The following is a 23,547-nucleotide window of genomic DNA, read 5'->3' on the forward strand; positions in this document are numbered from 1 at the left end:
TGGGGCAGCGGCAATCCCCAGCGCCGCTGCCCCACGGACACGACCGGACGGAAGGAGCGGGTGACCATGTGGCCCCGACGACGACGCCAAAGACCGCCGCGCCGCCTGTGCCCAGAACTGGACGACGGACAGCTCGCCCGCACCCTGACACACCTCAAGGCCCAGATCGCCGCCCAGGGCGACAACCTGGCGGAATCCAACGACCGCGGCGCCCTCACGTACCCCATCGAGCAGGCACTGCGCGACCCGGGCGACGACTGGGACCGGCGCATGCACCGCCTGCTCGTGCTCAGCACCATCCCCGAAGCCCTCGTCCTCGCCCGCCAATGGCGAAGCCGGGACCCCGCAGGCGCCGACGCCCTGCTCCTTCAGATCTTCGCCGGCATCCACCGGGCCCGCGCCGCCGGCACGGCACTCGACATCGACGCCACCGTGCGTCTGTGCCGGCACGCAGGGGCGCTCGCGCCCAAGGACCCCGCACCCTGGATCGCCATGCTCAGCTGTCGGCGGATGCAGCGGGCACCCGGCGCGGTGGTGCAGCCCGTGTGGGACGCCATCAAGGAACGCGACCGCTGGAACCGCGAGGCACACCGGCAGATGCTGCACTACGTGTCTCCGCACGAATGCGGTTCCAGCGCCCTGACCGTGCAGTTCCTCGATTCCGTCACCATCGCCGCGCCCCCCGGAGCCCCGGTGGCGGCACTGAGCCTCACTCATTCCCTCACCCGGTATCGCAGAGCCCTGACAGCCGGCGGGATCGAAGCGCTGACCGCGCACCGGCACTGGAACCAGCCGCACGAACGCGCCCTCGTCGACCAAGCCCTCGCGACCTGGCCGCAGCCCGGCTTCCTCACCCACGCAGCGGCACTCGCGGACCTCAACCTCCTTGCCTGCGTGCTGACCAAAGCCACGCGCCTGCCCGACGCATGGCCTGTCCTCGAGGCGATGTCGGGAGTGGCCACAGCTTGGCCCTGGGAACTCGACGGCGATCCCCTGCAGCAGGTCCAGGAGGCGCATCGCCGGGCGCTCAGGGCCAGGAGCCGGCAGACCAGCCGCTGACGATGCGCGCCGCCCCGCGTCCTGCGCCCACCCCGAACCGAGGGTCGGCAAGAACACCTGCTCCGACCCGGTTGACATACCAGGACTACGGGTCCAATCTGGTCATAACTGGTTATTACCAGTGGATCCTACGTGAAGTTCGGCGGCCTGAACGACCGCTCGGCGCATACGCGGAAGACGTGAGGTTGCCATGAATGCTCAAGTACTCCCCGAGCCGACCGGGCCGGTACAACTCCTCGACGCGGCCCCGAGCCCCACGGTCCCTCGCCACGGCCAGGTGAATCGTCACGGGCCATGGCGCAGAACGGACGACCGAGGAGGCAGGCACCTCGCCCTGGTGAGCGCCCGTACCGAGGACATCGGCCGGGTCCGGCATCTCGCCGATGACTTCCTCGCGGGCCTGCACGTACCGCCTGCTGCGCGTGAGGACGCACTGCTCATCATCTCCGAACTGGTCACCAACGCGGTGGTTCACGCCTTGCCACCCGTGGCCCTGCGCGTCCTCAGCATGCCGTGCAGCGTCCTTCGAATCGAAGTGACCGACGGTGGCCCGCAGTCCCACCGGCCGCCGCACCCTCATCCACAGGAGGAACACGGCCGCGGGTTGACCATCGTTGCCGCCCTCGCCACTCGGCACGGCACCGTCACGCACGAAGAAGGCGCCACACGATGGGCTGAGTTGACTCCTTGACCATTCGGCCCCAGGGAGCGGCGGCCCTCCGCGCAGGTGGAGCGTCGTCCGGCCCCGCAGGGCGCCCGTCCCGTGGAACGGGCGTCCCGCCCAGGCCGGCCGGGGCCGGGTCACGGCATCTGGGCCGCCGTGTCCCACAGTTGCGTGGGGCGGCCGCAGCGCAGGGCCTCCCAGGCCGTCCGCCGGTAGCAGTCGGCGACCAGCCCGTCCCGCACCAGACCCGACGCGCCGTGCAGGTGGACCGCTTCACGTGTGACGTCCAGGGCCGTCTCGGCCGTCAGGGCGATGAGCCCGGCGGCCTCCCCCGGGGTGAGCCGGTTCTCGTCGAGGTCCTTGGCCGCGTCGCCGACCGCCCAGCGGACCGCGTCGAGGCGGGCCAGGAGGCCGGCGACCCGCAGCCGCGGCCCCTGGTGCTTGACGAGCGCCTGGCCGAACTGCTGTCGGCTCCTGATCCGGGTCACCACGGCGGTGAGTGCGGCGGCGGTGATGCCGGCGAGCAGCGACGCCTGGTGCACTGCCGCCCGCAGCCCCACCCGGGCCAGCGCCTGCTCGGCGGCGATCCCCCGCAGGAGAACGGCCCCCGCGGGAACGCGGGCCGCGTCGAAGACCACGCTGGAGACCGCTCCGCCGCCGTGGTCGCGCAACGGCCGCAACGTCACCCCCTCGGCGGGCAACTCCACCAGGGCGACGCAGGGCCCCTCGGGCCCCGTGGCCGGTACGAGCAGCGAGCCGGGCGCGACGCCCGTGGCAAACGGCCCTGCCGTACCCGTCAGGACGATGCCGCCGCTCTCCCCGTCCGGCTTCCAGGTGATGCCGGGTGGGACCGCGCCGCACGGGTCGGGCAGCCGGCCCGGTACGGCGATGGGGTGCTCACCGGCGCGTACCCGGTCCAGCAGGCCCTCGGTGGCCTCCGGTGCGAGCGGGCCGAGCCCGGACAGCACGTCGAGGGCGAGCAGGGTGTCGGTCAGCGGGAGGGGCTGCATCGCGTTGCCGGCCTCCTCGCAGACCATCGCGAGGACGGCCTGACCGAGGTCGAGGCCGTCCTTGCCGATGGGGAGGACGAACTCCCAGGCGCCGACCTGGGTCAGGGCCACCCAGGCGCATTCGGCGGTGCCGCCGGAGTCGAGTTCCAGGCCCTGGCGGACGGTGAGGCGGAGCTGGCGGAAGAGGGCGTCCTCCTCCGCGCGCTCCCGCCACCGCTCGGCGGGTACCACCCGTCCTGCGGCCTCCTGGTCCGTCGTCGTGGAGTGTGTCACGGCCGTACCTCCGCCCCGGAGTCGAGACGCAGCCGGGCCAGCGTCTCCAGCATCATTTCGGCGGTGCCTCCGGATATCCGCATCCCGGGGGCTTCTCGCATCGCCGAGTCCAGTGGGTGTGCCACCCCGTCGACCGAAGGGTCGTCGAGGGTCATGCTGCGGTCGCCGTCGAGTTCGGCCGCCCACCAGGCGACCTCGGCGGCGAGCTCGGTGGTGTACCACTTGGCGGCCGCGGCCTCGTCCTCGTTGAGTTCGCCCCGGTCGAGCCGGGTCAGGACGCGGCGTACGAGCGTGCCCGCGGCGAGCAGCCGGGCATTGAGCTTGGCCAGGCCGATCTGGTCGTGCTGGCCGGCCGCCAGCCGGTCGGCGTGGCCCTCCAGCCGTTCGACGGCGGCGCGGTACCAGCGCAGTGCCTTGACGTAGTAGTCGAGTCCGGTGCGTTCGAAGGCGAGGGTCTTGACGACGATGGCCCAGCCCTGGCCGATGGTGCCGACCACGTCGTCGGCGGTGACGGCCACGCCGTCGAGGGTGACCTCGTGGAAGGCGTCGTCGCCGATGCCGGGGACGGCTCGGATCGTGACGCCCTTGTTGGCGAGGGGCACCAGGAACAGGCTGAACGCGTCGTCCTCGCCGCGCGCCAGGCAGAGTCCGTAGTCGGCGATCGCCGCGAACAGGGAGTGGACCTTGGTGCCGTAGAGCTTGTAGCCGCCGTTCCCGTCGGAGACGGCGCGGGTGGACAGGATATTGAGGTCGGAGCCGGCCTGCGGCTCGCTGAAGAGGACGCAGCCGAAGGCGGTCCCGTTCGCGAAGCCGGGCAGGTGCCGGGCCTTCATGGCGGGGCTTGCGACATTGAGGAGGGTGGAGCCGACGATCTGCACGGTCAGGGTGTGCAGCAGGTCGGGCACGTCGTGCATCGCCAGTTCCTCGACGAGGACGGCGGCGGCGACCTGGCTGACGCCGCGGCCGCCGTACTCCTCGGGCCACTGCGGTGCGAGCAGCCCGGCCGCGCCGAGCGCCCGGTGGACGGGGCGGGGGTCCCGGGTGCGCCGGGCGACGGCGACCGGCGCGGACACGAGGACGTCGTGGATCTCCTCGCGCAGGGCGCGCATGGGCGTACGGGGCACGCCGTCGCCGGAACGGACGAGCCCGCAGTCGGCGGGTGCCCGGTAGAACTCGGTGGTGAGCAACGGATACTCCCAGGGGCTAGCGGGTGATGAGCCCGGGGGCGGTGGGCGACTCGGCGGCTCGCCTCAGGACGTCCTCGACGCCGGTGAGCAGCGCTGTCACGTCCTCGGGTGCGGCGGCTCGGCGGTTGAACTCGGCTGTTCCGCCGATCTCGCCGTCGCGTTCGACCAGGCCGATGCAGGCGAGGGTGGCGGCGAGGTCGGGGCTGTAGAGCTCCAGGTGGCGTGCAGGGGGGCCGGGTTGCTGGCTCACCTCGATTCCGGGGAGGCCGAAAGGCACGGCCGGGTAGTTGTGGAGGGCGAACAGGACGCTGTACGGCTGGGTCCCGGCGGCGAAGAGTTCGTCGACGGGGAGCCGCTGGTGGCTCAGCGCGTCGGCGACCGAGGCGCGGGTGCGTTCCAGCAGCTGCGCGAAGGACGGGTTGTGGGCCAGGTCGATCCTGATGGGGACGACGGTGGTGAACTGCCCTACAGCTCCCTCCAGTTGGGTGGCGAAGCGGCCCGCGGCCGGAGTGCCGACGACGACATCGGTGCTCCCCTCGCGGCGGGCCAGCACCACGGCGAGCGCCGCGAGCAGCGTCATGAAGGGGGTGGCTCCCTGCGTGGCCCCGAGGGCCAGCCCCGTGTCGAGGGGGCTGCCGGGCCCGCGGTCCAGCCGCACCGGCACATGCCCCCGTTCGAACCCGCCGGGGGCGGCCGGCGCCGGCGGGATGCCGGCGAACGCGGCCCGCCGGCGCTCCAGTTCGGCAACGCCGTCCGGGGACGCGAGCCAGCGCTGCTGCCAGTCGGCGTAGTCGGGGAACTGCAGGTCCGGCGGGGCAGGGCTGTCCGCGCCGTCCCGGTACCCGGCGGCGAGGTCGGTGAGGAACACCCCGGAGGACCAGCCGTCGAAGAGCGCGAGGTGCGAGGCGAGGATCAGCACGTGCTCCTCGGGGCCGAGCGCCAGGAGCCGGAACCGGCTGGTGTCACCGCTCTCCAGGGACAGCACGCTCTCCGCGCTCTCGGCGATCTGCTGCCGTACGGCTTCCTCCCGCGCGGCGGGCGTGCGGTCGGTGAGGTCGGTGAGGGTGAGCCGCAGGGTCGGCTCGGGGTCGACGCTCAAGCTTGGCCGGCCGCCGTCCGGGGAGTCGGTGATCCGGGAGCGCAGCGCCTCGTGGCGGGCGACGACGCCGGTGAGCGCGTCCCGCAGCCGTCCCCGGTCGAGGCGTCCGGTGAGGCGCACGGCGTGCGATCCCGTGCCGGCGCCGGCGCCCGGCCGGAGGCGCTGTTCACGCCGGTGCAGCCGGGCCTGCAGGGCGGTGGCCGGGACCGGCCCCGCGCCGGAGCGCGGGGCCGGTCGGGCGGGGACGGAGCTGCGGGCGGCGAGCAGTATCCGGGCCAGTTCGCGCCTGGATTCCGGGAGGGCGGCGATGGCCCGGTCGACCCCTGCCTCCAAGGGGGCGGCCATCACGGGCCGTCCGGGTTCTGCAGGGACCTCAGCAGTGCGGCGGCCTCGTCGTCGCTCATGTTCTCGATCTGGTCGAAGACCGCGAGCAGCCGGTCCTGCTCACCGGCCGCCTCCGCCTGCGCACTGCGGACGAGGTCGGCGAGTCCGGCGACGGTCGGGCGGCCGAAGAAGTCGGCGAGCGCGATGTCGATGCCGAACAGGGCACGGACCCGGGAGACCACGATGGTGGCCTGGAGGGAGCTGCCGCCGAGTGCGAAGAAGTCGCCTTCGACGTCGGGACTGGACCACTCCAGCAGCGGCGTGAGGATGTCCCGGCAGATCTGCTCCTCGATCTCGTCCCGGGGCGCGGTGCCGCCGGCGGCGACCTGGTCGACGGGCAGCGGCAGTGCCGTGACGTCGACCTTGCCGTGCCGGGTGAGCGGCAGCTCGTCCAGGACGACGACGACAGGCACCATGTAGCCGGGGAGCCGGGACGCGGCGTAGGCACGCAGCGCTTCGGCGTCGACCACCTCGGAGGCGTACGCGCCGACCTGCTCGACGGTGACGTACGCGGCGAGCATCCGCTCGCCGCCCGCGGCCGGCTGGGCGAGGGCGACGGCCTGCTGGACGCGGGGGTGGCCGATGAGCACGGCCTCGACCTCGCCGGGTTCGATGCGGTGTCCGCGCAGTTTCACCTGACGGTCGGTGCGGCCGAGGAACTCCAGGTTGCCGCCGGGCAGCCAGCGCACCAGGTCGCCGGTGCGGTAGAGGCGTTCGGTCTCGGGCCCGTCGGCGTAGGGGTTGGTGACGAAGCGTTCGGCGGTCAGCTCGGGGCTGCCGAGGTAGCCGCGGGCGACGCCGGGGCCGGCGACGCACAGTTCGGCGGGCACGCCGGGCGGCACCGGGCGCAGCCGGTCGTCGAGGACGAAGGCCTGGTGGCCGGGCATGGGGCGGCCGATGGGCGGGTTGCGGTCGTAGCCGCCGGTGCAGTCCATGAGGGTGACGGCGACGGTGGCCTCGGTGGGGCCGTAGCCGTTGACGAACCGGCGCTCCCCCGCGGTCCATTCGGCCACCAGCCTGCCGGGGAACGCCTCGCCGCCGACGGACACCAGCCGCAGGGAGGGCAGCTGGGCCTGGTCGAGCAGGGGCAGCAGCGCGGGCGGCAGTTCCGCGACGGTCACCGCGTCGTCGCGCATGCGGGCCTGGAGGAGGGCGGGGTCGCGGCGTTCGTCGTCGGTGGCGATGACGAGTTCACCACCGGCGAGCAGGGTGGTGAAGACCTCGAAGACCGAGACGTCGAAGGTGAAGGGGGCGAAGTGCAGGACGCGGTCGGCGGCACCGATCTCGTACGCCCTGGCGATGGTGCGGGAGAAGTGGGTGACCGAGCGGTGCTCGATCATCACGCCCTTGGGGGTGCCGGTGCTGCCCGAGGTGTAGAGCACGTAGGCGAGGTCGGCAGGGGTCGACGTCGGCGGCAGGGACGGCACCTCGCGCACGGGAGCGGTGGTGCCCGCGGTGACGAGCTCCAGCGGTACGGGCAGTGCGGTGGCGTCGTCGTCGACCAGGGCGTGGCGGACCTTGGCGTCGGCGAGGACGGTCCTGGTGCGCTCGGCGGGCGCGGCCGGATCCACGGGTACGTAGTGGGCGCCGGCCTTGAGGATGCCGAGCAGTCCGGCGACAGCGGGGGCGCCCCGCCCGAGGCAGACGGCCACCGGGTCGCCGTGCCGGACGCCCCGGTCGCGCAGGCGGTGGGCGATGGCTTCCGACCAGCGGTCCAGGGCCGCGTAGTCCACCGTGGTGGCGCCCTGGCGGACGGCGACGGCGTCGGGCCGGATGGTGGCACGCTCCCGGAACGCGCTGTCGAGGGTGGTGGTCCAGGCGGCGTCGTCGAGAGGACCGCCGCGGGACAGCTCACGGGCGTGCCGGGAAGCGGCCGGCTCCTCGACGAGGCTGAGCTCGCCGATGCGGAGGTCGGGGTTCTCGGCCACCTGCTCGATGACGCGCCGGAAGGCGGTCAGGAGCGCGGAGGCGGTGCCGTGCCGGTAGAGGGAGGTGTTGTACTCCAGTGACAGCTCCAGGCCGTCGTTCTCGCCGACCAGGAAACTCATGTCGAACTTGGCGGCTCCGTCGTGCAGTTGCTCGACGGCGAGCTCGACTCCGGCGGCCTCGCTCGTCCGCGTGCCCCAGCGGCCCAGCGAGGTGAACTCGATCTGGAACAGAGGGTGCCGCAGGGGGTCACGGGCCGGGCGGACGGCGTCGACGACCTGTTCGAAGGGCAGCTCGCTGTTGGTGAAGGCGTCCATCACGGTGCCCGCCGTGCGGGAGACCAGCTCGCGGAAGGTGAGGTCGTCACCGACCTCGGTGCGCAAGGTGATCATCTGGACGAAGCAGCCGATGACCCGCTCCAGGTCGGGGTGCGGCCGGGAGGCGCTCGCCGTGCCGACGACGACGTCCTCGGTGTGCGTCCAGTGGCGCAGCAGCGCGTTGAAGGCGGCCAGGAGTGTGGTGAACACGGTGGTGTCGGAGCTCTCGGCCACCGCGTTCAGCCGGTCCAGCAGGTCCTGTTGCAGGGTGAGCGTCAGGCCGCGGCCGTCGCCTCGTGTCTCGGGGCTGCGCGGGTGGTCGGGCATGACCTCGGTGGCCTCGGCGCCCGCGAGCAGCTGCCGCCATTTGTCGGCCAGCGCCCGCCGGTGCTCGGGGTGTTCCAGCTTGGCGCGCTGCCAGGCGGCGAAGTCGGCGTACTGCACGGCGAGTTCGCCGGGCTCGGGGCGCCTGCCCTGCGCGGCTTCGGCGTAGCAGGAGGTGAGTTCCTCGGTGAAGATACGGGTGGAGCCGGGATCCCATACGACGTGGTGGACCACCCAGAGCAGGATGTGGCGGTCGCCGGCGAGGCGCACGAGGTGGGCCCGTACGGGCGGGGCGGCGGCCAGGTCGAAGGGCGCCGACGCGCAGGAGGCGGTGAGTTCGGCCAGTTCGCCGTCGGGGTCGTCGCTGCCGCTGAGGTCGGTGGTCTGCACCCCGAGGACGAAGCCGGGGACGGGCTCCTGCCAGGGCGCCCCGTCGACCTCGACGAGCTTGCTGTGCAGGACCTGGTGGCGGGCGACGACCGCGTTGAGCGCCTCGTGCAGCGCAGCCCGGTCGAGCGGGCCGTCCAGGCGTATCGCCAGGGCGATGTTGTTGCGTGCCTTTCCCGCGCCCAGCCGGTCGACGAACCACATCTGTTCCTGCTGGAAGGAGGCCCGGGAGCGGGGGCCGTGGTCGGCGCGCTTCAGTTCACCTCGGTGACCGACGGGGGCGGTCATCTGGTTGCGCATCCGGCCCAGCAACCGGGAGCGCTGCCCCTGTGGCAGTCGGCCGAGCCGTTCGGCGAGGTCAGACATGGGTTCCTCCGTTGCGGTGCAGGTCGGCCAGCAGTGCGGCAAGCCGGTCGGGCAGATGCTTGGCGAAGTAGTGGCGGCCGCCGGGGATCACGGCGAGCCGCAGGTCGGGGGCGTAGCGGCTCCAGGCGCGGTGGCCCTGCTCGAAGCCTTCGGTCGCGTCGTCGGCGTCGCCGACGATGACGGTGAGCGGGGTGCTGAGGGGGCGTTCGTAGCCTTCGGGCGTACGGGCGAAGAAGCGGGCGGCCTCGGTCATGTCGTGCCGGACCATCCGCAGGACGGCGGTCAGGTCGCTGTCGTCGAGGACGCCGTCGAAGCCGTCCATGGTGGTGAGGTAGCCGACGAGGTCCTCGTCGCTGGAGACGCGTTCCATCTCCAGCGCGTACTCCGGGTCGTCCTCCGGGAGGGCGGCGGCGAGATGGAGGGCGACCGGCCGCAGGCCGTCGCGTTCGAGGACGCGGGTGGTCTCCAGGGCGGTGACGACCCCGGCGCAGTGGCCGTAGACGGCGAACGGTCCCGTGACGGTGCGGGCGATCTCGCGGGCGGCGAGTTCGGCGAATTCGCCGACCGGGAGCATCGGCCCGGGGACGAGCGGGTCGTGTCCGGGCGGGGACACGGCCAGCAGCTCGATGTGCGGCGGGAGGTGGGCGGCCAGGGGCTGGTAGGCGATGGCGTCGCCGCCGCCGTGCGGGAAGCACACGAGGGTGAGCGCGGCGGGGCCTTCGGCGGGCCGCGGGGACAACCGGTGCAGCAACCGGTGCGGAGCCCGGTCGGCGCTCGGGCCGCCGAGTTCAGTGACACGAGCGGCGAGGCCCGCCGGGGTGGGGTTGCTGAACAGGTCCACCACGCGCAGGGCGTGCGCCTGCGGCATGGCGTCGGCGACGGCCCGCACCGCGCGGACGGCGGCGAAGGAGTCGCCGCCGAGGGCGAAGAAGTCGTCGTCGTCGTCTCCGACGGCCTCCAGGCCCAGGACCTCGGCCCAGACGCCGGCGACGCGCCGGGCGACGGGGTCGCCGTCGGTAGCAGGGTCACCGTCGGTAGCAGGGTCACCGTCGGTAGCAGGGTCGCCGTCGGTGGCAGGGGTGCCCTCGGTGGCAGGGGTGCCCTCGGTGGCAGGGGCGCTGTCGGTGGCAGGGGCGCTGTCGGTGGTGGCAACGGCCATGGGACCGGCGGGGTCGCCGTCCGTGGCAGCGGTGGCCGTGGGGCCGGCGGGTGGGGCGGCCTCGGGGCGTCGGGTCCGCGGCTCCGGCAGGGCCTTGCGGTCGACCTTGCCGTTGGGGCTGAGCGGCAGCCGGTCCAGGAGCACGAGTTCGGCGGGCACGCAGTGTGGCGGCAGCACGGTGCCCAGCGCGGCACGCAACGCGGCCGGGTCGGGTGCCGCCCCGTCCTCGGGGACGACGTAGCCGATCAGGCGCGCCGAGCCGGCGCCCTGGCGGGCGACGACGACGGCCTCGCGGACCCCAGGCCGGTCGCGCAGTGCGCTCTCCACCTCACCGGGTTCGATGCGCAGCCCGTTGAGCTTGATGCGGAAGTCGGTGCGGCCGAGGAGCTCGATGGTGCCGTCGGGCCGGTAGCGGGCGAGGTCGCCGGTCCGGTAGAGCCGTTCGGTGCGGCCGGGTTCGAGTTCGACGCGGACGAACTTCTCCGCGGTCAGCTCGGGCCGGTTGAGGTAGCCGCGGGCCAGTCCGACTCCGCCGAGGTGCAGTTCGCCGGGTACCCCGACCGGGACCAGCCGGTCGGCCGGGTCGAGGATGTAGGTGTGCTGGTTGGCCATGGGCCGGCCGTACGGAAGCTTCGTCCAGGTCGGATCCACACGGTCGACGCGGTGTTCCACCGAGTGGATGGACGCCTCGGTGGCGCCGCCCAGCGCGGCGAAAGCCAGCCCGGGGGCGAAGGCTCTGAGCCGGTCGGGGTGGGTGACGGGGATCCAGTCGCCGCCGAGGAAGGCGGTGCGCAGCCTCGGCAGCGCGGGGCCGCCGGCGTGCTCGAGCTGGTCCAGGAGGAGGCCGAGCAGAGCGGGCGCGGAGTTCCACACGGTCACCCCGTGACGCTCTATCAGGTCCGCCCAGTGGGCGGGGTCCTTGGCGGCGGCCGGGTCGGGCAGGACGAGCGTGCCGCCGGCGGCGAGCATGCCGAGCGTCTCGTACACACTCATGTCGAAGCTCGGCGAGGACAGTGCGAGGACCGCGTCATCGGGCCCGATGCCGTAGGAGCGGTTGAGGTCGAGCAGGTTGTTCACCACCCCGCGGTGCTCCAGCGCGATGCCCTTGGGAGTGCCGGTGGAGCCCGAGGTAAAGATGACGTACGCCAGGTCGCGGGAGGTGACGGGGACCGCCGGCCGGGTCGCGGGCAGGGTCCGAAGCACCGGCCGGTCGGTGTCCAGCAGGACCCGGACCGTGTCGGGGCCCAGCGGGAGCCGGCCGATCAGCTCGGAGTCGGAGACCACGATCGGCGGGGCGGCGTCGCGCAGCAGCAGCCCCAGACGCTCGGCGGGGTACTCGGGGTCGAGGGGGACGTAGGCGGCACCGGCCTTGAGAACGGCGAGGATCGCGGTGACGAGGCCCGGTCCGCGGCGCAGGCACAGCGCAACGGTCCGGTCCGGCCCGGCGCCCGCCTCTGTCAGGTGGTGGGCGAGGCGGTTGGCCCGCTCCTCCAGCTCCCGGTAGGTGACGGTCCAGCCGCCGAGGCCGCCGCAGACGATCGCCGCGGCATCGGGGCGCCGGTCGGCGTGCTGCTCGAACAACTGGTGCAGGCAGGCGTCCTGGGGGAAGGGCGCACGGGTGGCGTTCCAGTCGTCCAGGGCCGTACGGCGCTCGGAACCGGTCAGCAGCGGCAGGGCGGAGATCGGCACATCGGGCACGGCGACGGCGGCTTCCAGGGTGGTGAGGAAGTGGCCGAGCAGCCGGTCGACGGTCGAGGCGTCGAAGAGATCGGTGGGGTACTCCACGAGGGCGCGGACCGCGCTGCCGGTGTCGTGGACGCTGATCATCAGGTCGTACTTGGTGGCCCGGGAGGAGAAGTCGATCGGCTCGGTGTCGAGTCCGGCGAGGCCGGGCGCGGTGTCCGGGGTCTCGTCCAGCAGGAACATCACGGAGGTCAGCGGCGGGCGGCTGGGGTCGCGCGGCAGCCCGAGCGCGTCGACGATCAGATCGAAGGGCAACTCCTGGTGCGCGTACGCCTGGAGCGTGGTCTGCCGGGTGGCGCGGACGAGTCCGGCGAAGTCCGGGTCGCCGCCCGTCCTGATGCGCAGCGGCAGGGTGTTCACGAAGAATCCGACGAGCTCGCTGAAGGCCGGGTGGTCGCGACCGGAGACGGAGGTGCCGACGACGACGTCCTCCTGGCCGGTCCAGCGGCGCAGGGTGGCGGCGAAGCCGGCCAGCATCGTCATGTACAGCGTGGCGCCCTCCGACTTGCCGAACTCCCGCAGGCGGGCGATGAGCTGGGGTGGCAGGTCGAGGTAGCGGGAGGCTCCCGCGTGGCCGAAGACAGGCGGCCGGGGCCGGTCGGTGGGCAGGTCGACGGGGCCGGTGCCGCTGAGTTCCTCGCGCCAGAAGGCGGTGAGTTCCTCAAGGCGCTCACCGCTGATGCGGCGGCGCTGCCATGCGGCGAAGTCGGCGTACTGCAGGGCGAGGTGCGTCAGCGGCTCTGCGGCCGCTCCCACGCGGGAGGCGTAGGCGCGCTCGAGTTCGGTGTACAGCAGCCGCATGGACCAGCCGTCGGTGACGATGTGGTGCAGGTTGAGGACGAGTACGTGGTCGTCGGCGGCGATACGGGCGAGCGAGGCGCGCAGCGGTACGGCGCCCGCGAGGTCGAAGGGGGCGGCGGCGTCCGCGTCGTAGAAGGCGCGGACGGCGGACTCGTCCGGCAGCTCGGTCACCGGCAGCGGCAGGCGGAACCCGTGCAGCACATGGGGCTCGGCCTCCGCGGCGCCGGGCACGTCGCGGTAGACGGTGCGCAGGACCTCGTGGCGGTCCACGACGTCCTGAATGGCTCCGTGCAGGGCCGGCACGTCGAGGGGGCCGCGGATGCGGGTGGCGACGGGGACGTTGTAGGCGGGGCTGCCGGGCTGCAGCTGGTCGATGAACCACAGGCGGCGCTGGGCGAAGGAGAGCACCGGCGCCTCGGAGGGATCCCGTGGTGCCGGTTCGGGGTCCTCCCGTACGGCGGCGCGCCCTCCGCCCAGGCCTGCGAGGGCCTGGAACAGCGCCCGGCGGTGCTTCGGAAGTGCGGCTATGCGTTCGGCGAGGGACTCGCTCACCTTGTGCCTCCGTGCGGTCTGAAGGAAGAGGGATACGGCGAGGTTGGCGGTGGGACGTGGGGCGCCCCGGGCGACCGGTGGCGGCACCCCGTCCCCGTCGTGCGGGTGCGCGACCGCCTGCGGCGGCCCCGGGAGGCCCTCTGCTGCGGCCCCAGGTGGCCGTTCGCGCCGCCCCCGCGGTGCGGACGTTCAGCCCCGGACGGTTCGGACGTTCAGCCCGCCCCGGCGGTGCGGACGTTGACCCCCGGAAGATGCAGCCGCTTCCGGCGCGCCCTCGAAGGTGGGCCGGTCTACGGAGCGGTCCGGAAGGTTCGGCCGATTCCGCAGCCCCGGAGTTACGGCGGTCTGCGACAGCCCCGCAGCGGCGGCCGCTGCGACCGACCCCGGCGGTGCGACCGTTCCGGCCGACCCACGAGGTGCCACCGTTCCGGCCGACCCAGGTGCGGCCGATTCCGCAACCCTCGGAAGTACGGAGGTCTGCGGCAGCCCCGAGGCCGGTGGCCGCTCAGCCAACCCCAGCGGTGCGGCCGTGCCGCACAGTCCGGCCACGTGCGGCCGGTTCCGCCGGCCCAGAGGTACCGCGCTCTGCGGCGCCCCCGCATGGTGCGGGCGTTCAGGCCGGCCCCGGAAGCGCGGCCACTCGCGGGGCTTGCCGCGCCCGTGCGGCGAGTGGTGCAGCCGTTCCGGCTGCCCCCGGATGGGCGGCCCCGTGTCGCGGGCCGCGGCCGTCGGCCGCGCCGGTGTGGCTGCGGAGCGGGTGCCGGTCGGGCCGCCACCCGCTCCGACGCGTACGGGGCGCCCTACGCGCCGACCTTGGCGTCGTCCGCCACGGACTCCGCCGGTCCGGCGCCTTCGGCGCCCTCCTCGGCAGTGGCGTCACCGCCCGGCATCTCCTTGATGGCGGCAACCGGGCCGCCCAGCAGGGTGAGACCACCGACGATGGTGATCGCTCCGGCGACGGCCAGCGCCGCGGTGAGGCCGAAGGCCTCGCCCAGCGCGCCGCCGGCGAAGTAGCCGAGGGACAAGGCACCGTAGACGGCCGACAGGGCCGCGCCGCTGACGCGCCCCATCTGCTCGTTGGGCGTGATGCCCTGGACGAGGCTCAGGACGTGGATGTCGAACATCGGGGACACGAAGCCGATGACGGCCTGGACCACGATCAGCCCGACGAATCCGGCGACCGCGCCGCCCGTCGGCACCAGGATGTAGCCCGCGCCGAGCACGACCGCGGTCAGGACCAGCGTGCGGCCGACCGTGAGCACCTTGGTGACCTGCTCGGACAGCACGGCGCCCACGATGACGAAGACCGACATCACGGCGAACGCCGCGCCGACCTGGCCGGGGCTCAGGTCGAGCACCTTGTACGCGTAGACGATCAGCAGGGCGTCACCCATCGCGGCACCGAGGTTGACCACGACGTTGGCGGTGAACAGCCCCCGCAGGACGGGGTTGCCGAAGAGGGTCTTGAGGCCCTCCTTCATCTCCGCCTTGGCGGACGCCTTCGTCTCCTCCACCCGGGCCCGGGTGTCACGATGCCGGATGACCAGCAGCGCCACCAGCGAGACCAGGAAGGTGAACGCGTCCGCGGTGATCGCGCGGGCCGCGCCGAGCACCTGGATCAGCGCGCCACCGGCGCCGGCGCCGACGGCCTCGGCGACGCTGCGGCTGATCTGGAGCTTGGTGTTGCCCTCGACGAGGTTCTCGGTGCCGATCAGCTGCGGCAGCCAGGACTGGTACGAGACCTCGAAGAAGGTGGTCAGGACACCGGTGAGGGCGGCCGCGATGTAGACGTGCGTCATGGTGACGGTGTCGAACGCGAAGGCCACCGGGATCGACCCGAGCGCCGCGAAGCGGCCCAGGTCGGCCACGATCATGATGGTGCGGCGCGAGAACCTGTCCGCGACGAGGCCGGCGACCGGGGCCAGGAGCAGGAAGGGGAGGAAGCGCAGTGCGCCGAGGACGCCGACCTCGAACGCTCCCCCGTCGAGAAAGACGACCGCGAGGGTCGGTAGCGCGAGCAGTGAGATCTTGTCGCCGAAGTTGCTGACGGTCTGCCCGAACCACAGGCGATTGAAATCGGAATGCCGACCGAGTGCCATGTCGACGCCCTTTTCTGGTTGGGGACGGAATTGTCGGACGACACTGAACGTATGGCGGGCGGGTTAGCCACCGGTTACGGATCCGGGCGATCAGAGACCGGGCATGGAGAGCGTATGAGAGGCGTTGTAGAAGCGTGCAATGTCGGCGCTCTCCCGGGCGATCCCCGCGGTGACGGCGGGGTCGAGCGGCTCGCTGCCGGCGAAGGGCTCCACCACCGGCTCGGCACCGCGGCGGCCTCCTGACCAGGTGCCCACCGCCCAGCCGTCGACCACCACTGTGGGGCGGATGATTCCGCCGCCGGGCCACACGCGGCGCTCGTGCTCCGCGGGCACGGACAGGTCCCGGCGCCGGTATCCGACGAGATAGTTGTCGTACGCCGGAAGCAGCCGCACATCCCCTTCGGGGATGTGATCGGCGTCCTCCCGCGGGAATTCGCCCGCGGCCGCCCAGGCTTTCTTGCACACGGTGGCCCGAAGCCCCGACCAGTGGGCGAAATCCGCCACGTCGGCGGGGCCGTGGGCCGCGCGGTAACGGCGGGCGAGTTCGCTCTCTGCGGCGGCTCCGGTGAAAGGCGTCGGTCCGGAGGCCGGCAGCCAGTCGTCGAGCAGGACGAAGGTGGCCTCGCCCTCGCGCTGGGGCCCGTGGCAGATCAGGCCGGACAGCGCGGTCCTACGGATCAGGTGGAAGGCGGACTGGCCCTTGGACTCCACGCCCAGGGTACCCAGGCGCTCGGTCAGTTCGGCGCGGGTCAGCGGGCCTTCCCCGTCGACGGCCCGCACGATGAGTTTCGCCGCCCGTTCGCACAGGGCTTCGTCCAGGCCGAGTTCACGCAGTCGGCGGGCGGCGAGGGCCAGGTAGACCGGGCCGAAGAGGCCGAGCAGCCAGCGGGCGTCCACCGCAGGCACGAGTTGCAGTGTGCCACGCATGAACCAGCCGCGCACGACGGTGCGTTGGGTGTCGGTGGCGTGCCGGACGTCGCCGGCGGTCAGGTCCGCCACTCGGGCGCGCAGGCCGAGGGCCGCCGCCGCGAGGTCCTGGGCCTGGACGGCGAGGACCCGGTCCAGGGCGGCGGCGACCGTCTTCTCACGGACCCGCCCCCCGATCGCCTGTGCGCGTGCTCTCAGCAGCCGGTCGGCAGTTCGTCGTTCCACAGTCCCCAGTCTTTCACCGAGATCGTTGGTATCAGGTCGTCACAGGCCGGCGGACAGCGTCCGCAGCGACACTGGTTCGCGGGCCGCCACACAGCCGACCACGCCCGGCGCCGACCAGTCCGTGAGCCGCCAGTCCCGCCATCGGGACGTCCCCGTCCCGAGCGGGGGCAGGTCGATGCGGCCCAGGTCGTCGAGCGCGGCCGCGCCGACCTTGACCAGGGACTCCTTGCGCACCCACTGACGGAGGAAGGCCCGCCGCGGGTCCGGGTGCGCCCGCAGCCCGGCGAGCTCGGCCGGGCCGCAGGCGCGTTCCGCCACGTTCCAGTTCATCGGGCCGTGGTCGTCGTCGGCCTCCAGGTCGACGCCCACCGGCCCGTGGGCGGCGGCGGCCGCGACCCATCCGCGGGTGTGGGTGAGGCTCACCCCGATGCCGGGCGCCTCGGCCAGGTGCGGCCGGCCGTGCGGCCGGTCGCACTCGTCGCAGCTCTGCACCAGGGTCAGGCTCCGCGCCGGCCGCCTCAGCAGGCGGGCGGCGCAGAGCCGGACCAGGGCGTGGGCGGCGACGAAGTCGTCCCGGTCGGCGGCGGACCGCAGGGCATCCGCCCGGTCCCGTTCCGTGCGGGTCAGCAGCTCCCGTACGTCTCCGGCTCCGGCCGGCACCTCCGCGGTCCGCCCGGCCAGCGCGACCGCCGCCATCAGCGCCTGCGGCGCAGGACCGCGTAGTAGCCCGGCAGCAGCAGCGCGTCCGCGTCCGACCGCGGGTCGATGGCGTGCAGCTGGATCGCGTCGTCTTCCAGGATCTCCCAGTCGTCCGCCGGGAAGGCGCCGGTCAGTTCGGGTCGGGTGAAGCGGTTGGAGTGCCGCACACCAGCCGCCTCCAGCGGCCCGACGAGGTCCTCGGCCCGGCCGCGCTTGCCGCCGACGAAGCCGAGGTAGCCGAAGGAGTTGCTGGAGTAGTCGGGCTCGTGGACGATCAGCACCCCGTCGGGGCCGAGCAGCCGGCCGGCTACGGTGGCGAGCCGGGCGCGGGCCGCACTGTCGAGGACGTGGAAGACGCCACGGACGAAGATGTTGTACGGCCCCTCGCCCAGAACGGCGGCCTGCTCGGCGTCCGTCATGTCGACGGCAAAGTAGTCGACGTTCGCCGCATCCGTTGCCTGTGCCTCGCGGACGGCGTGCTCGATGGCGCTGGCGGAGACGTCCACGCCGACCACACGCGGATAGTGCGGGGCGAGTTCGCGGCTGTAGCGGCCGTTTCCGCAGCCGAGGTCGATGACCGGCAGGTCGTCCGTGAAGTGCTTGCGGGCCTGGCCGAGCAGCCACTGGAACTCCTCGCCGCTGTCGGCGTCCCAGATGACGTCGCCGCCGCGGCCGGTGCGTTCGATGCCGGCCCAGTAGCGCTCCCACGCGTCACCGGTGTCCCGTTCCTCCACCGGCCGCTCCGCGGCGCTCGGATCACCGGGCGGCGGCGAGAGGCGCTCCCACGCCTCCTCCTCGCCGAGCGCTTCGAGCAGGGCGACGAATTCCTGGAACATGGACTCGATCAACCCGTCGGGGTACACGGCGGGCAGGTGGTCCCAGTTGAAGGTGAGGCCGCCGGCCTTCTCGAAGACCTGGAAGTCGAGTGAGACCTGCGGGGTCTGGGAGATCCCGTACACCGGGACGCCCAGCTCGGTCTCCTCGTACTGCGGCGGGTGGCCGGCGAGGCTGGTCATCACCACGGGCATCGCGGGCGCGAGGGAGCCGCGCAGCTTGGTGAGTTCACGCAGGACCTGGACGCCGCTGAAGTAGCGGTGCTCCAGGTCGGCCCACAGGCGGCGCTGCAGGGCCTGGGCGCGTCCGGCGAAGGTGGTGTCCTGCTGCTCGACGGCGAGCAGCAGGGTGGTCGTGGTGTCGGCGAGCAGGGAGTTGACCTGCGGGTGCAGTGGCAGCCGGTTGAAGAGGGGGAAGTTGATGGTGAAGCGGGGCTGCCCCGAGGCGTTGCCGAGGACTTCGGCGTAGGCGGCGGCGAGCACGCCGGAGGGGGTGACCTTGCGGTCGCCGGCCCGCTCCTGGATACGGTTCCACAGCTCGGCGGGCACGACATGGCTGAGCCGTTCGAAGCGGACGGGCAGCTCGGGGGCGTTCGCGGGTCGTTCGGGGAGCTGCGGGGCGGGCGGCAGGGTGGCGAGCCGGTCCCGCCAGTACCACTCGGAGCGGCGGTAGAGCTCGCTGTCGCGCAGCGAGTTGCCGACGGCCAGCACGTAGTCGCGGAACGTCAGCTCCAGCGGCGGCAGTTCGGCGCCTGACCCGGGCCGTGGCTCACCCGGGCCGGGGCCGTTGACCGCTGCTGTCCGGTGGGTGGCTTCCACGGGATCGGCGCCTGACCCGGGCCGTGGCTCACCCGGGCCGGGGCCGTTGACCGCTGCTGTCCGGTGGGTGGCTTCCACGGGATCGGCGCCTGACCCGGTGTAGTAGGCGACCAGGTCCGGGATCAGGACCTGGAAGTAGCTCCAGGCGTCGGCGACGAGGAAGTCGAGGCAGAGGTGGATGCGGGCGCGTCCGCCACCGAGGAGGCTGATCCGCACGTCGAACAGGGGCCAGCCGTCGGCGTCGAGCACCTGGTGGGACAACTGCTCGCGCAGGGCCGCGAGTTCCGCCTGCTGGGCGCCCTGGTCCAGGGAGCCGAGATCGGTGACGGGGATGGAGTAGTCGGGGATCTCCTCGTACACCCGCTGGGTGCCGTTGGGCAGGATGCGGGTGCGCAGCGCGTCGTGGCGTTCGACGAGGCGGCGCCAGGCGTACTCGAAGCGGGCGACGTCGAGGCGCTCGCTCTCCCACTCGAAGTAGCCGTGGCAGCCGACGTTGCCGAGCTCGACGAGGCCGCCCCGGCCGATCCACAGGGCCTGCTGGCTCTCGGTCAGCGGGAAGGGCTCGAAGCGGGCGGCCGGGTCGGGGACGATCGCGGCCAGGCCGCCGAACTCGCCGCGGCCGCCGCCGCGTTCGGTGACAACGAGGGCGCCCAGTTCGGCGACCGTCGGGCAGGAGGACAGGTCGGAGAGGCTGAGTTCGACGCCGTAGCGGCGGCGGATCTCGTCGATCAGCTGGAACGCCAGCAGCGAGTGGCCGCCCAGTTCGAAGAAGTTGTCGTGGATGCCTATGCCGTCGGTACGGAACGCCTCGGCCCACATGCGGACCAGCTGGTCCTCGATCTCGTTGCGCGGGGGCTCGTACCCGGCGCTGACCGCCTCGCGGGAGGCGGGCGGCTCGGGCAGGCTGCGCCGGTCGACCTTGCCGTTGGCCAGGCGGGGCAGGGCGGCCAGGACGACGACGGTGGCGGGGACCATGTAGTAGGGCAGGGTGCGGGCCACGGCGGCCCGAATCGCACCGGGGTCGGGGGACGTGTCGCCGCCGGCGGAGACGTAGGCGATGAGCCGCTTGTCGCCCGCGCCGCGTTCGTGGGTGACGACGACGGCCTCGGCGACGCCGTCGAGGCGGGCGACATGGCTCTCGACCTCGCCGAGTTCGACGCGGAAGCCGCGGATCTTGACCTGGGCGTCGGAGCGGCCGAGCAGTTCGACGGCGCCGTCCTCGCGGCGGCGGGCCAGGTCGCCGGTGTCGTAGAGCACCGGATAAGGGTCGCCCGGTACGACACCGGTGCGGAACTTCCCCTCGGTCAGCTCGAGGCGTCCGTGGTAGCCGGCGGACACCCCGGCGCCCGAGACGTGCAGCCGGCCGACCTCGCCGTCGGCGACCGGGCGGTCCTCCTCGTCCAGGAGGTGCACGCGCATGTTCGCGATGGGAACGCCGACGGGCACCTGGCGGGTGGCGCGGATCTGCTCCGGTGTGGCCTGGCTGGTGAAGTCGACTCCGGCTCCGAGGTCGAGGCAGGTGAGGACGTTGGTGGTCTCGGTGGTGCCGTACGTCATCACGACACGGAACGGGGTGTCCACGGGCGGCCAGCTGTGCACCCGCTCGGCCGTGGTCACCAGGACGCGCAGCGCGGTGTCCGCCGGCCATTCGAGCCCCCACACCGGTTCGGCGAGCGCGGCGACCAGCATGGTGTGGGTGATGCCCTCGGCGGCGAGCCAGTCGCGGATCTGGTCGGGCGTCTGCGCCTGGCCGGCCTCGGGGATGTGGATCGCCGCGCCCATGGGCAGGTACGGCAGCCACTCCATGATCTGTACGGCGAAGCCGGGGGTGGACATCCAGGAGGCACGGTCCCCCGGGCGCACTCCGTAGGCGCGGGCGGTCCAGTGGACCAGGTTGGTCAGCGCGCCATGGCGTTCCAGGACGGCCTTGGGGGTGCCGGTGGAGCCCGAGGTGTAGATCAGGTGGCTGATCGTGTCGGGACCGGTGGCCACGCCGGGCGGCGTCTCGGGCCGGCCGTCGCCGGCGGTGGCGACCTCTGCCGTGGCCGTGCCCTCGGGCATCCGGGGGCCGAGTTCGGCGGGGGTGAGGACGAGCAGCGGGGCCGCGTCGGCGATCATCGCGGCCAGCCGGTCGTCCGGGTTGACCGGGTCGAGCGCGACGATCGCGGCGCCGGTCTTGAGGATGGCGAGGGAGCCGATGACGTAGTCGGCGCTGCGCGGGTAGCAGAGGCCGATCCGCTCGCCGGGGGCCGCGCCCTGGGCGATCAGCGCATGGGCCAACCGGTTCGTGACGGCCTGGAGTTCCGCGTACGTCCAGCGGCGCTCGCCCTGGACGAGGGCGGGGGCGCTCGGTGTGCGGGCGGCCTGCTCGGCGAGGAGTTCGGGGTAGCCGGTGGTGGGGAAGTCGGCGTCGGTGCGGTTGAAATCGATCAGTGCGGTGGTCACAGCGCGGCCCTTTCTGCCTGTGCGTAGGCTCGGCTGCGCAGCAGCCGCACCGGGAGACTCCTGATGCCCCAGGTGAAGTTGGACGAGTTGAACAGAGTGGGACCGGTCAGTTCGAAACCGTCGAAGCGGCCCAGCATCTCGGTGAGGAGGGCGCCGAGTTCGAAGCGGGCCAGCCGGGCGCCGAGGCAGAGATGGCGTCCGTGGCCGAAGGCGACATGGCGGTTGGGGTGCCGGTCGACCCGGAAGCTGTGCGGATCGGTGAAGACGTCCTCGTCGCGGTTGGCCGAGACGTTCCACAGGGTCACCCGGTCGCCGGCGGCGATCGGCGTCCCGTTGATCTCGGTGTCGCGGACGGCGGTGCGCAGGGCGTGCACCCCGGGGGTGGTCCAGCGCAGGATCTCCTCGACGGCCGGGGCGATGCCGGCGGGGCCGAGGCCGCGCAGCTGGTCCCACTGCTCGGGAAGCTGCGCGAACATGTGCACCGCGCCGGCGGCGGAGTAGCGCGTGGTCTCGTTGGCGCCGGACAGTACGCCGTTGCAGTTGAAGACGATCTCCTCGTCGCTGAGCGGCCGTTCGGTGCCGTCGCCCTCGTCGACGAGGGTGTCGTGGGCGATCTGGCTGACGAGGTCGTCGCCGGGGCGGGCCCGCCGCTCGCCGAGGAGTTCGATGAAGTAGAGGAAGATCTCGGAGTGCGCGTTGCTGCGCACGCTCTCGTCCGGCGAGTCGAAGGCGTCGGTGGTGAGCGCCCCGATCCAGGACCAGTCGGCCCGCGGGATGCCCATCATCGCGCACACCACCCGGTTGGGGAGCTGCTTGGCGAGGTCGATGAAGTCCAGTTCGTCCTGCTCGGCGGCCTCGGCCACCAGCTCCCCGACCACCGTCTGAACGAGGGCCTCCATTTTCGGCATCTGCTGGGGCCCGAACGCCTGGTACAGGGCCCGCTTGAGGCGCGTGTGGTGGGGCGCGTCGGAGACGATCAGCATGCGCTGGGTGACGGCGGCGACAGCCGCCGGGTCGCTGCCGAGCCGCATGCCCTGCGCGGAGCTGAAGGTGTCGCTGTCGGCGTACACGCTCATGATGTCGCGGTGCTTGCTGAGCACCCAGAAGCCGTCGTCGCCGCCGGGCTCCGGGTGCCAGTGGACGGGCGAGTTGGCGCGGAGCCAGCTGAACGCGGACCAGAAGTCGTTCCGTCCGAAGGGGGCCGGGTCGAGCAGATCGATACGCATCGTCAGACTCCTTCGCCCGTGTCCGCGGGGGTGGTTGCCGCCGTGCGCACGCTGCGGGGACGCATATCGGTCCAGTGCGCGTCCACATGAGCGGCGCACGCGTCCTCGGTGCCGCTGAACCCGGTCGGCGTCCAGCCGTCGGGCACCCGGTGTGCCGTGGGGTACAGCGCGTACTGCTCCTCGTGGTTGACGAGGACTTGGTAGGTGGTGGGCACGACGTCCTCCGGAATCGGTGGGCGGGCTTCGGCTGGGTCAGGCGGTGCGGGCCGGTCGGTCCGGTCGGGGAGGCCGGTCCGCGGATTCGCGCAGCAGTGCGGTCAGGTGCTCCAGGAGGGGCTCCGGGCGGCGCAGGACTGCGTGATGGCCGCCCTGGACGCGGTGGACGTGGAAACCCGCTGTGGTGACCGCGGCCCAGCCGGCCAGCTCCTGTGCGGTGACGGTCTCGTCGCCGTCGGCTCCCCAGGTGTGCACCGCGACGGGGAGCGGGCGGCCGGGGACATGGGTGTAACTCAGCGACAGCCGGGCGTCCTTGCGGAGCATCTCGACCATCAGGGCGCGCGTGTCCTCGTCCAGGAAGGCGGGGTCGAGTCCTGCGGTGTCGAAGAGCTTGTCCAGCTCCTCGTCGTCGTCGACGATGCCCCGGCCGGCCCCGGTCCAGTGGCCGGGTGCCCGGCAGGCGCTGACGACCAGGGCGTCGGGGGTGACGCGGCGGGCGACCTCGTAGCCGAGCAGACCTCCGAAGCTGTGGCCGAAGACGACGAGGCGGCGGCCGGCGGAGACGATCGGCCGCAGCTCGGCGGCGATCGCCTCGACGGCCTCGCCGAACGTGTCCGGCATGGGCTCGCGCCAGCGGTTCTCCCGTCCGGGCAACTGCACCCCGTAGACCTGGGCGACACCGGCGAGGGCCGGTGTCCAGGCGCGGAACTGCTGGCAGCCCGCGCCGGCCGGCGGCAGGCAGAGCAGGGCCGGCAGGTCGGCGTCACCGGGCCCGGCCGGCCAGGTGGAGATCCAGGACCCCATGGC

Annotated in this window: 14 protein-coding genes; 2 read left to right on the forward strand and 12 right to left on the reverse strand. The window is 73.0% G+C overall.

Annotation, left to right across the window (positions count from 1 at the left end):
* Positions 1-60 precede the first annotated feature (60 nt).
* Positions 61-1,059 (forward strand): hypothetical protein, encoded by a 999-nt coding sequence (locus ACH5AF_RS21515; RefSeq protein WP_398903225.1) that lies wholly within the window; start codon positions 61-63, stop codon positions 1,057-1,059.
* A gap of 337 nt (positions 1,060-1,396) precedes the next feature.
* Positions 1,397-1,750, forward strand: a complete 354-nt coding sequence (locus tag ACH5AF_RS21520) for an ATP-binding protein (protein WP_398903226.1) — start codon at positions 1,397-1,399, stop codon at positions 1,748-1,750.
* 110 nt (positions 1,751-1,860) lie between these two features.
* Here the strand turns inward: ACH5AF_RS21520 and ACH5AF_RS21525 are convergent, their stop codons facing one another.
* From ACH5AF_RS21525 to ACH5AF_RS21580, 12 genes are all read right to left on the reverse strand, one after another.
* Positions 1,861-3,006, reverse strand: a complete 1,146-nt coding sequence (locus tag ACH5AF_RS21525) for an acyl-CoA dehydrogenase family protein (RefSeq protein WP_398903227.1) — start codon at positions 3,004-3,006, stop codon at positions 1,861-1,863.
* On the reverse strand, positions 3,003-4,193 hold the full coding sequence (locus ACH5AF_RS21530) for an acyl-CoA dehydrogenase family protein (protein ID WP_398903229.1): 1,191 nt from the start codon (positions 4,191-4,193) through the stop codon (positions 3,003-3,005). Before ACH5AF_RS21530 ends, ACH5AF_RS21525 begins: the two co-directional genes overlap by 4 nt.
* A 16-nt stretch (positions 4,194-4,209) precedes the next feature.
* The gene (locus ACH5AF_RS21535) at positions 4,210-5,637 is read right to left on the reverse strand and encodes a condensation domain-containing protein (protein ID WP_398903231.1); all 1,428 of its coding nucleotides are present in this window, start codon (positions 5,635-5,637) and stop codon (positions 4,210-4,212) included.
* Positions 5,637-8,996: an amino acid adenylation domain-containing protein gene (locus tag ACH5AF_RS21540; RefSeq protein WP_398903233.1), complete on the reverse strand. Its 3,360-nt coding sequence runs from the start codon at positions 8,994-8,996 to the stop codon at positions 5,637-5,639. Before ACH5AF_RS21540 ends, ACH5AF_RS21535 begins: the two co-directional genes overlap by 1 nt.
* The gene (locus tag ACH5AF_RS21545) at positions 8,989-13,251 is read right to left on the reverse strand and encodes an amino acid adenylation domain-containing protein (RefSeq protein ID WP_398903235.1); all 4,263 of its coding nucleotides are present in this window, start codon (positions 13,249-13,251) and stop codon (positions 8,989-8,991) included. The genes ACH5AF_RS21540 and ACH5AF_RS21545 overlap by 8 nt, the downstream gene beginning before the upstream one ends.
* 800 nt (positions 13,252-14,051) lie before the next feature.
* Positions 14,052-15,350, reverse strand: coding sequence for an MFS transporter (locus ACH5AF_RS21550; RefSeq protein ID WP_398903237.1), 1,299 nt, complete (start codon positions 15,348-15,350; stop codon positions 14,052-14,054).
* A gap of 90 nt (positions 15,351-15,440) precedes the next feature.
* Positions 15,441-16,502 (reverse strand): winged helix DNA-binding domain-containing protein, encoded by a 1,062-nt coding sequence (locus ACH5AF_RS21555; protein WP_398903238.1) that lies wholly within the window; start codon positions 16,500-16,502, stop codon positions 15,441-15,443.
* Positions 16,503-16,541: 39 nt separating this feature from the next.
* The gene (locus ACH5AF_RS21560) at positions 16,542-17,198 is read right to left on the reverse strand and encodes a 4'-phosphopantetheinyl transferase family protein (RefSeq protein WP_398903240.1); all 657 of its coding nucleotides are present in this window, start codon (positions 17,196-17,198) and stop codon (positions 16,542-16,544) included.
* Positions 17,198-21,298: an amino acid adenylation domain-containing protein gene (locus ACH5AF_RS21565; protein ID WP_398903241.1), complete on the reverse strand. Its 4,101-nt coding sequence runs from the start codon at positions 21,296-21,298 to the stop codon at positions 17,198-17,200. Before ACH5AF_RS21565 ends, ACH5AF_RS21560 begins: the two co-directional genes overlap by 1 nt.
* Positions 21,295-22,524 carry a cytochrome P450 gene (locus ACH5AF_RS21570; protein WP_398903244.1) on the reverse strand — a complete coding sequence of 410 codons (1,230 nt, stop codon included), beginning with the start codon at positions 22,522-22,524 and terminating at the stop codon, positions 21,295-21,297. Before ACH5AF_RS21570 ends, ACH5AF_RS21565 begins: the two co-directional genes overlap by 4 nt.
* 2 nt (positions 22,525-22,526) lie before the next feature.
* Complete coding sequence (locus ACH5AF_RS21575; protein ID WP_398903246.1) at positions 22,527-22,739, reverse strand: MbtH family protein; 213 nt, start codon at positions 22,737-22,739, stop codon at positions 22,527-22,529.
* Between the two features lie 37 nt (positions 22,740-22,776).
* Positions 22,777-23,544 (reverse strand): thioesterase II family protein, encoded by a 768-nt coding sequence (locus ACH5AF_RS21580; RefSeq protein WP_398903249.1) that lies wholly within the window; start codon positions 23,542-23,544, stop codon positions 22,777-22,779.
* Positions 23,545-23,547 lie beyond the last annotated feature (3 nt).

This window comes from Streptomyces sp. NPDC018833 (assembly GCF_044390825.1).
GTDB lineage: Bacteria > Actinomycetota > Actinomycetes > Streptomycetales > Streptomycetaceae > Streptomyces.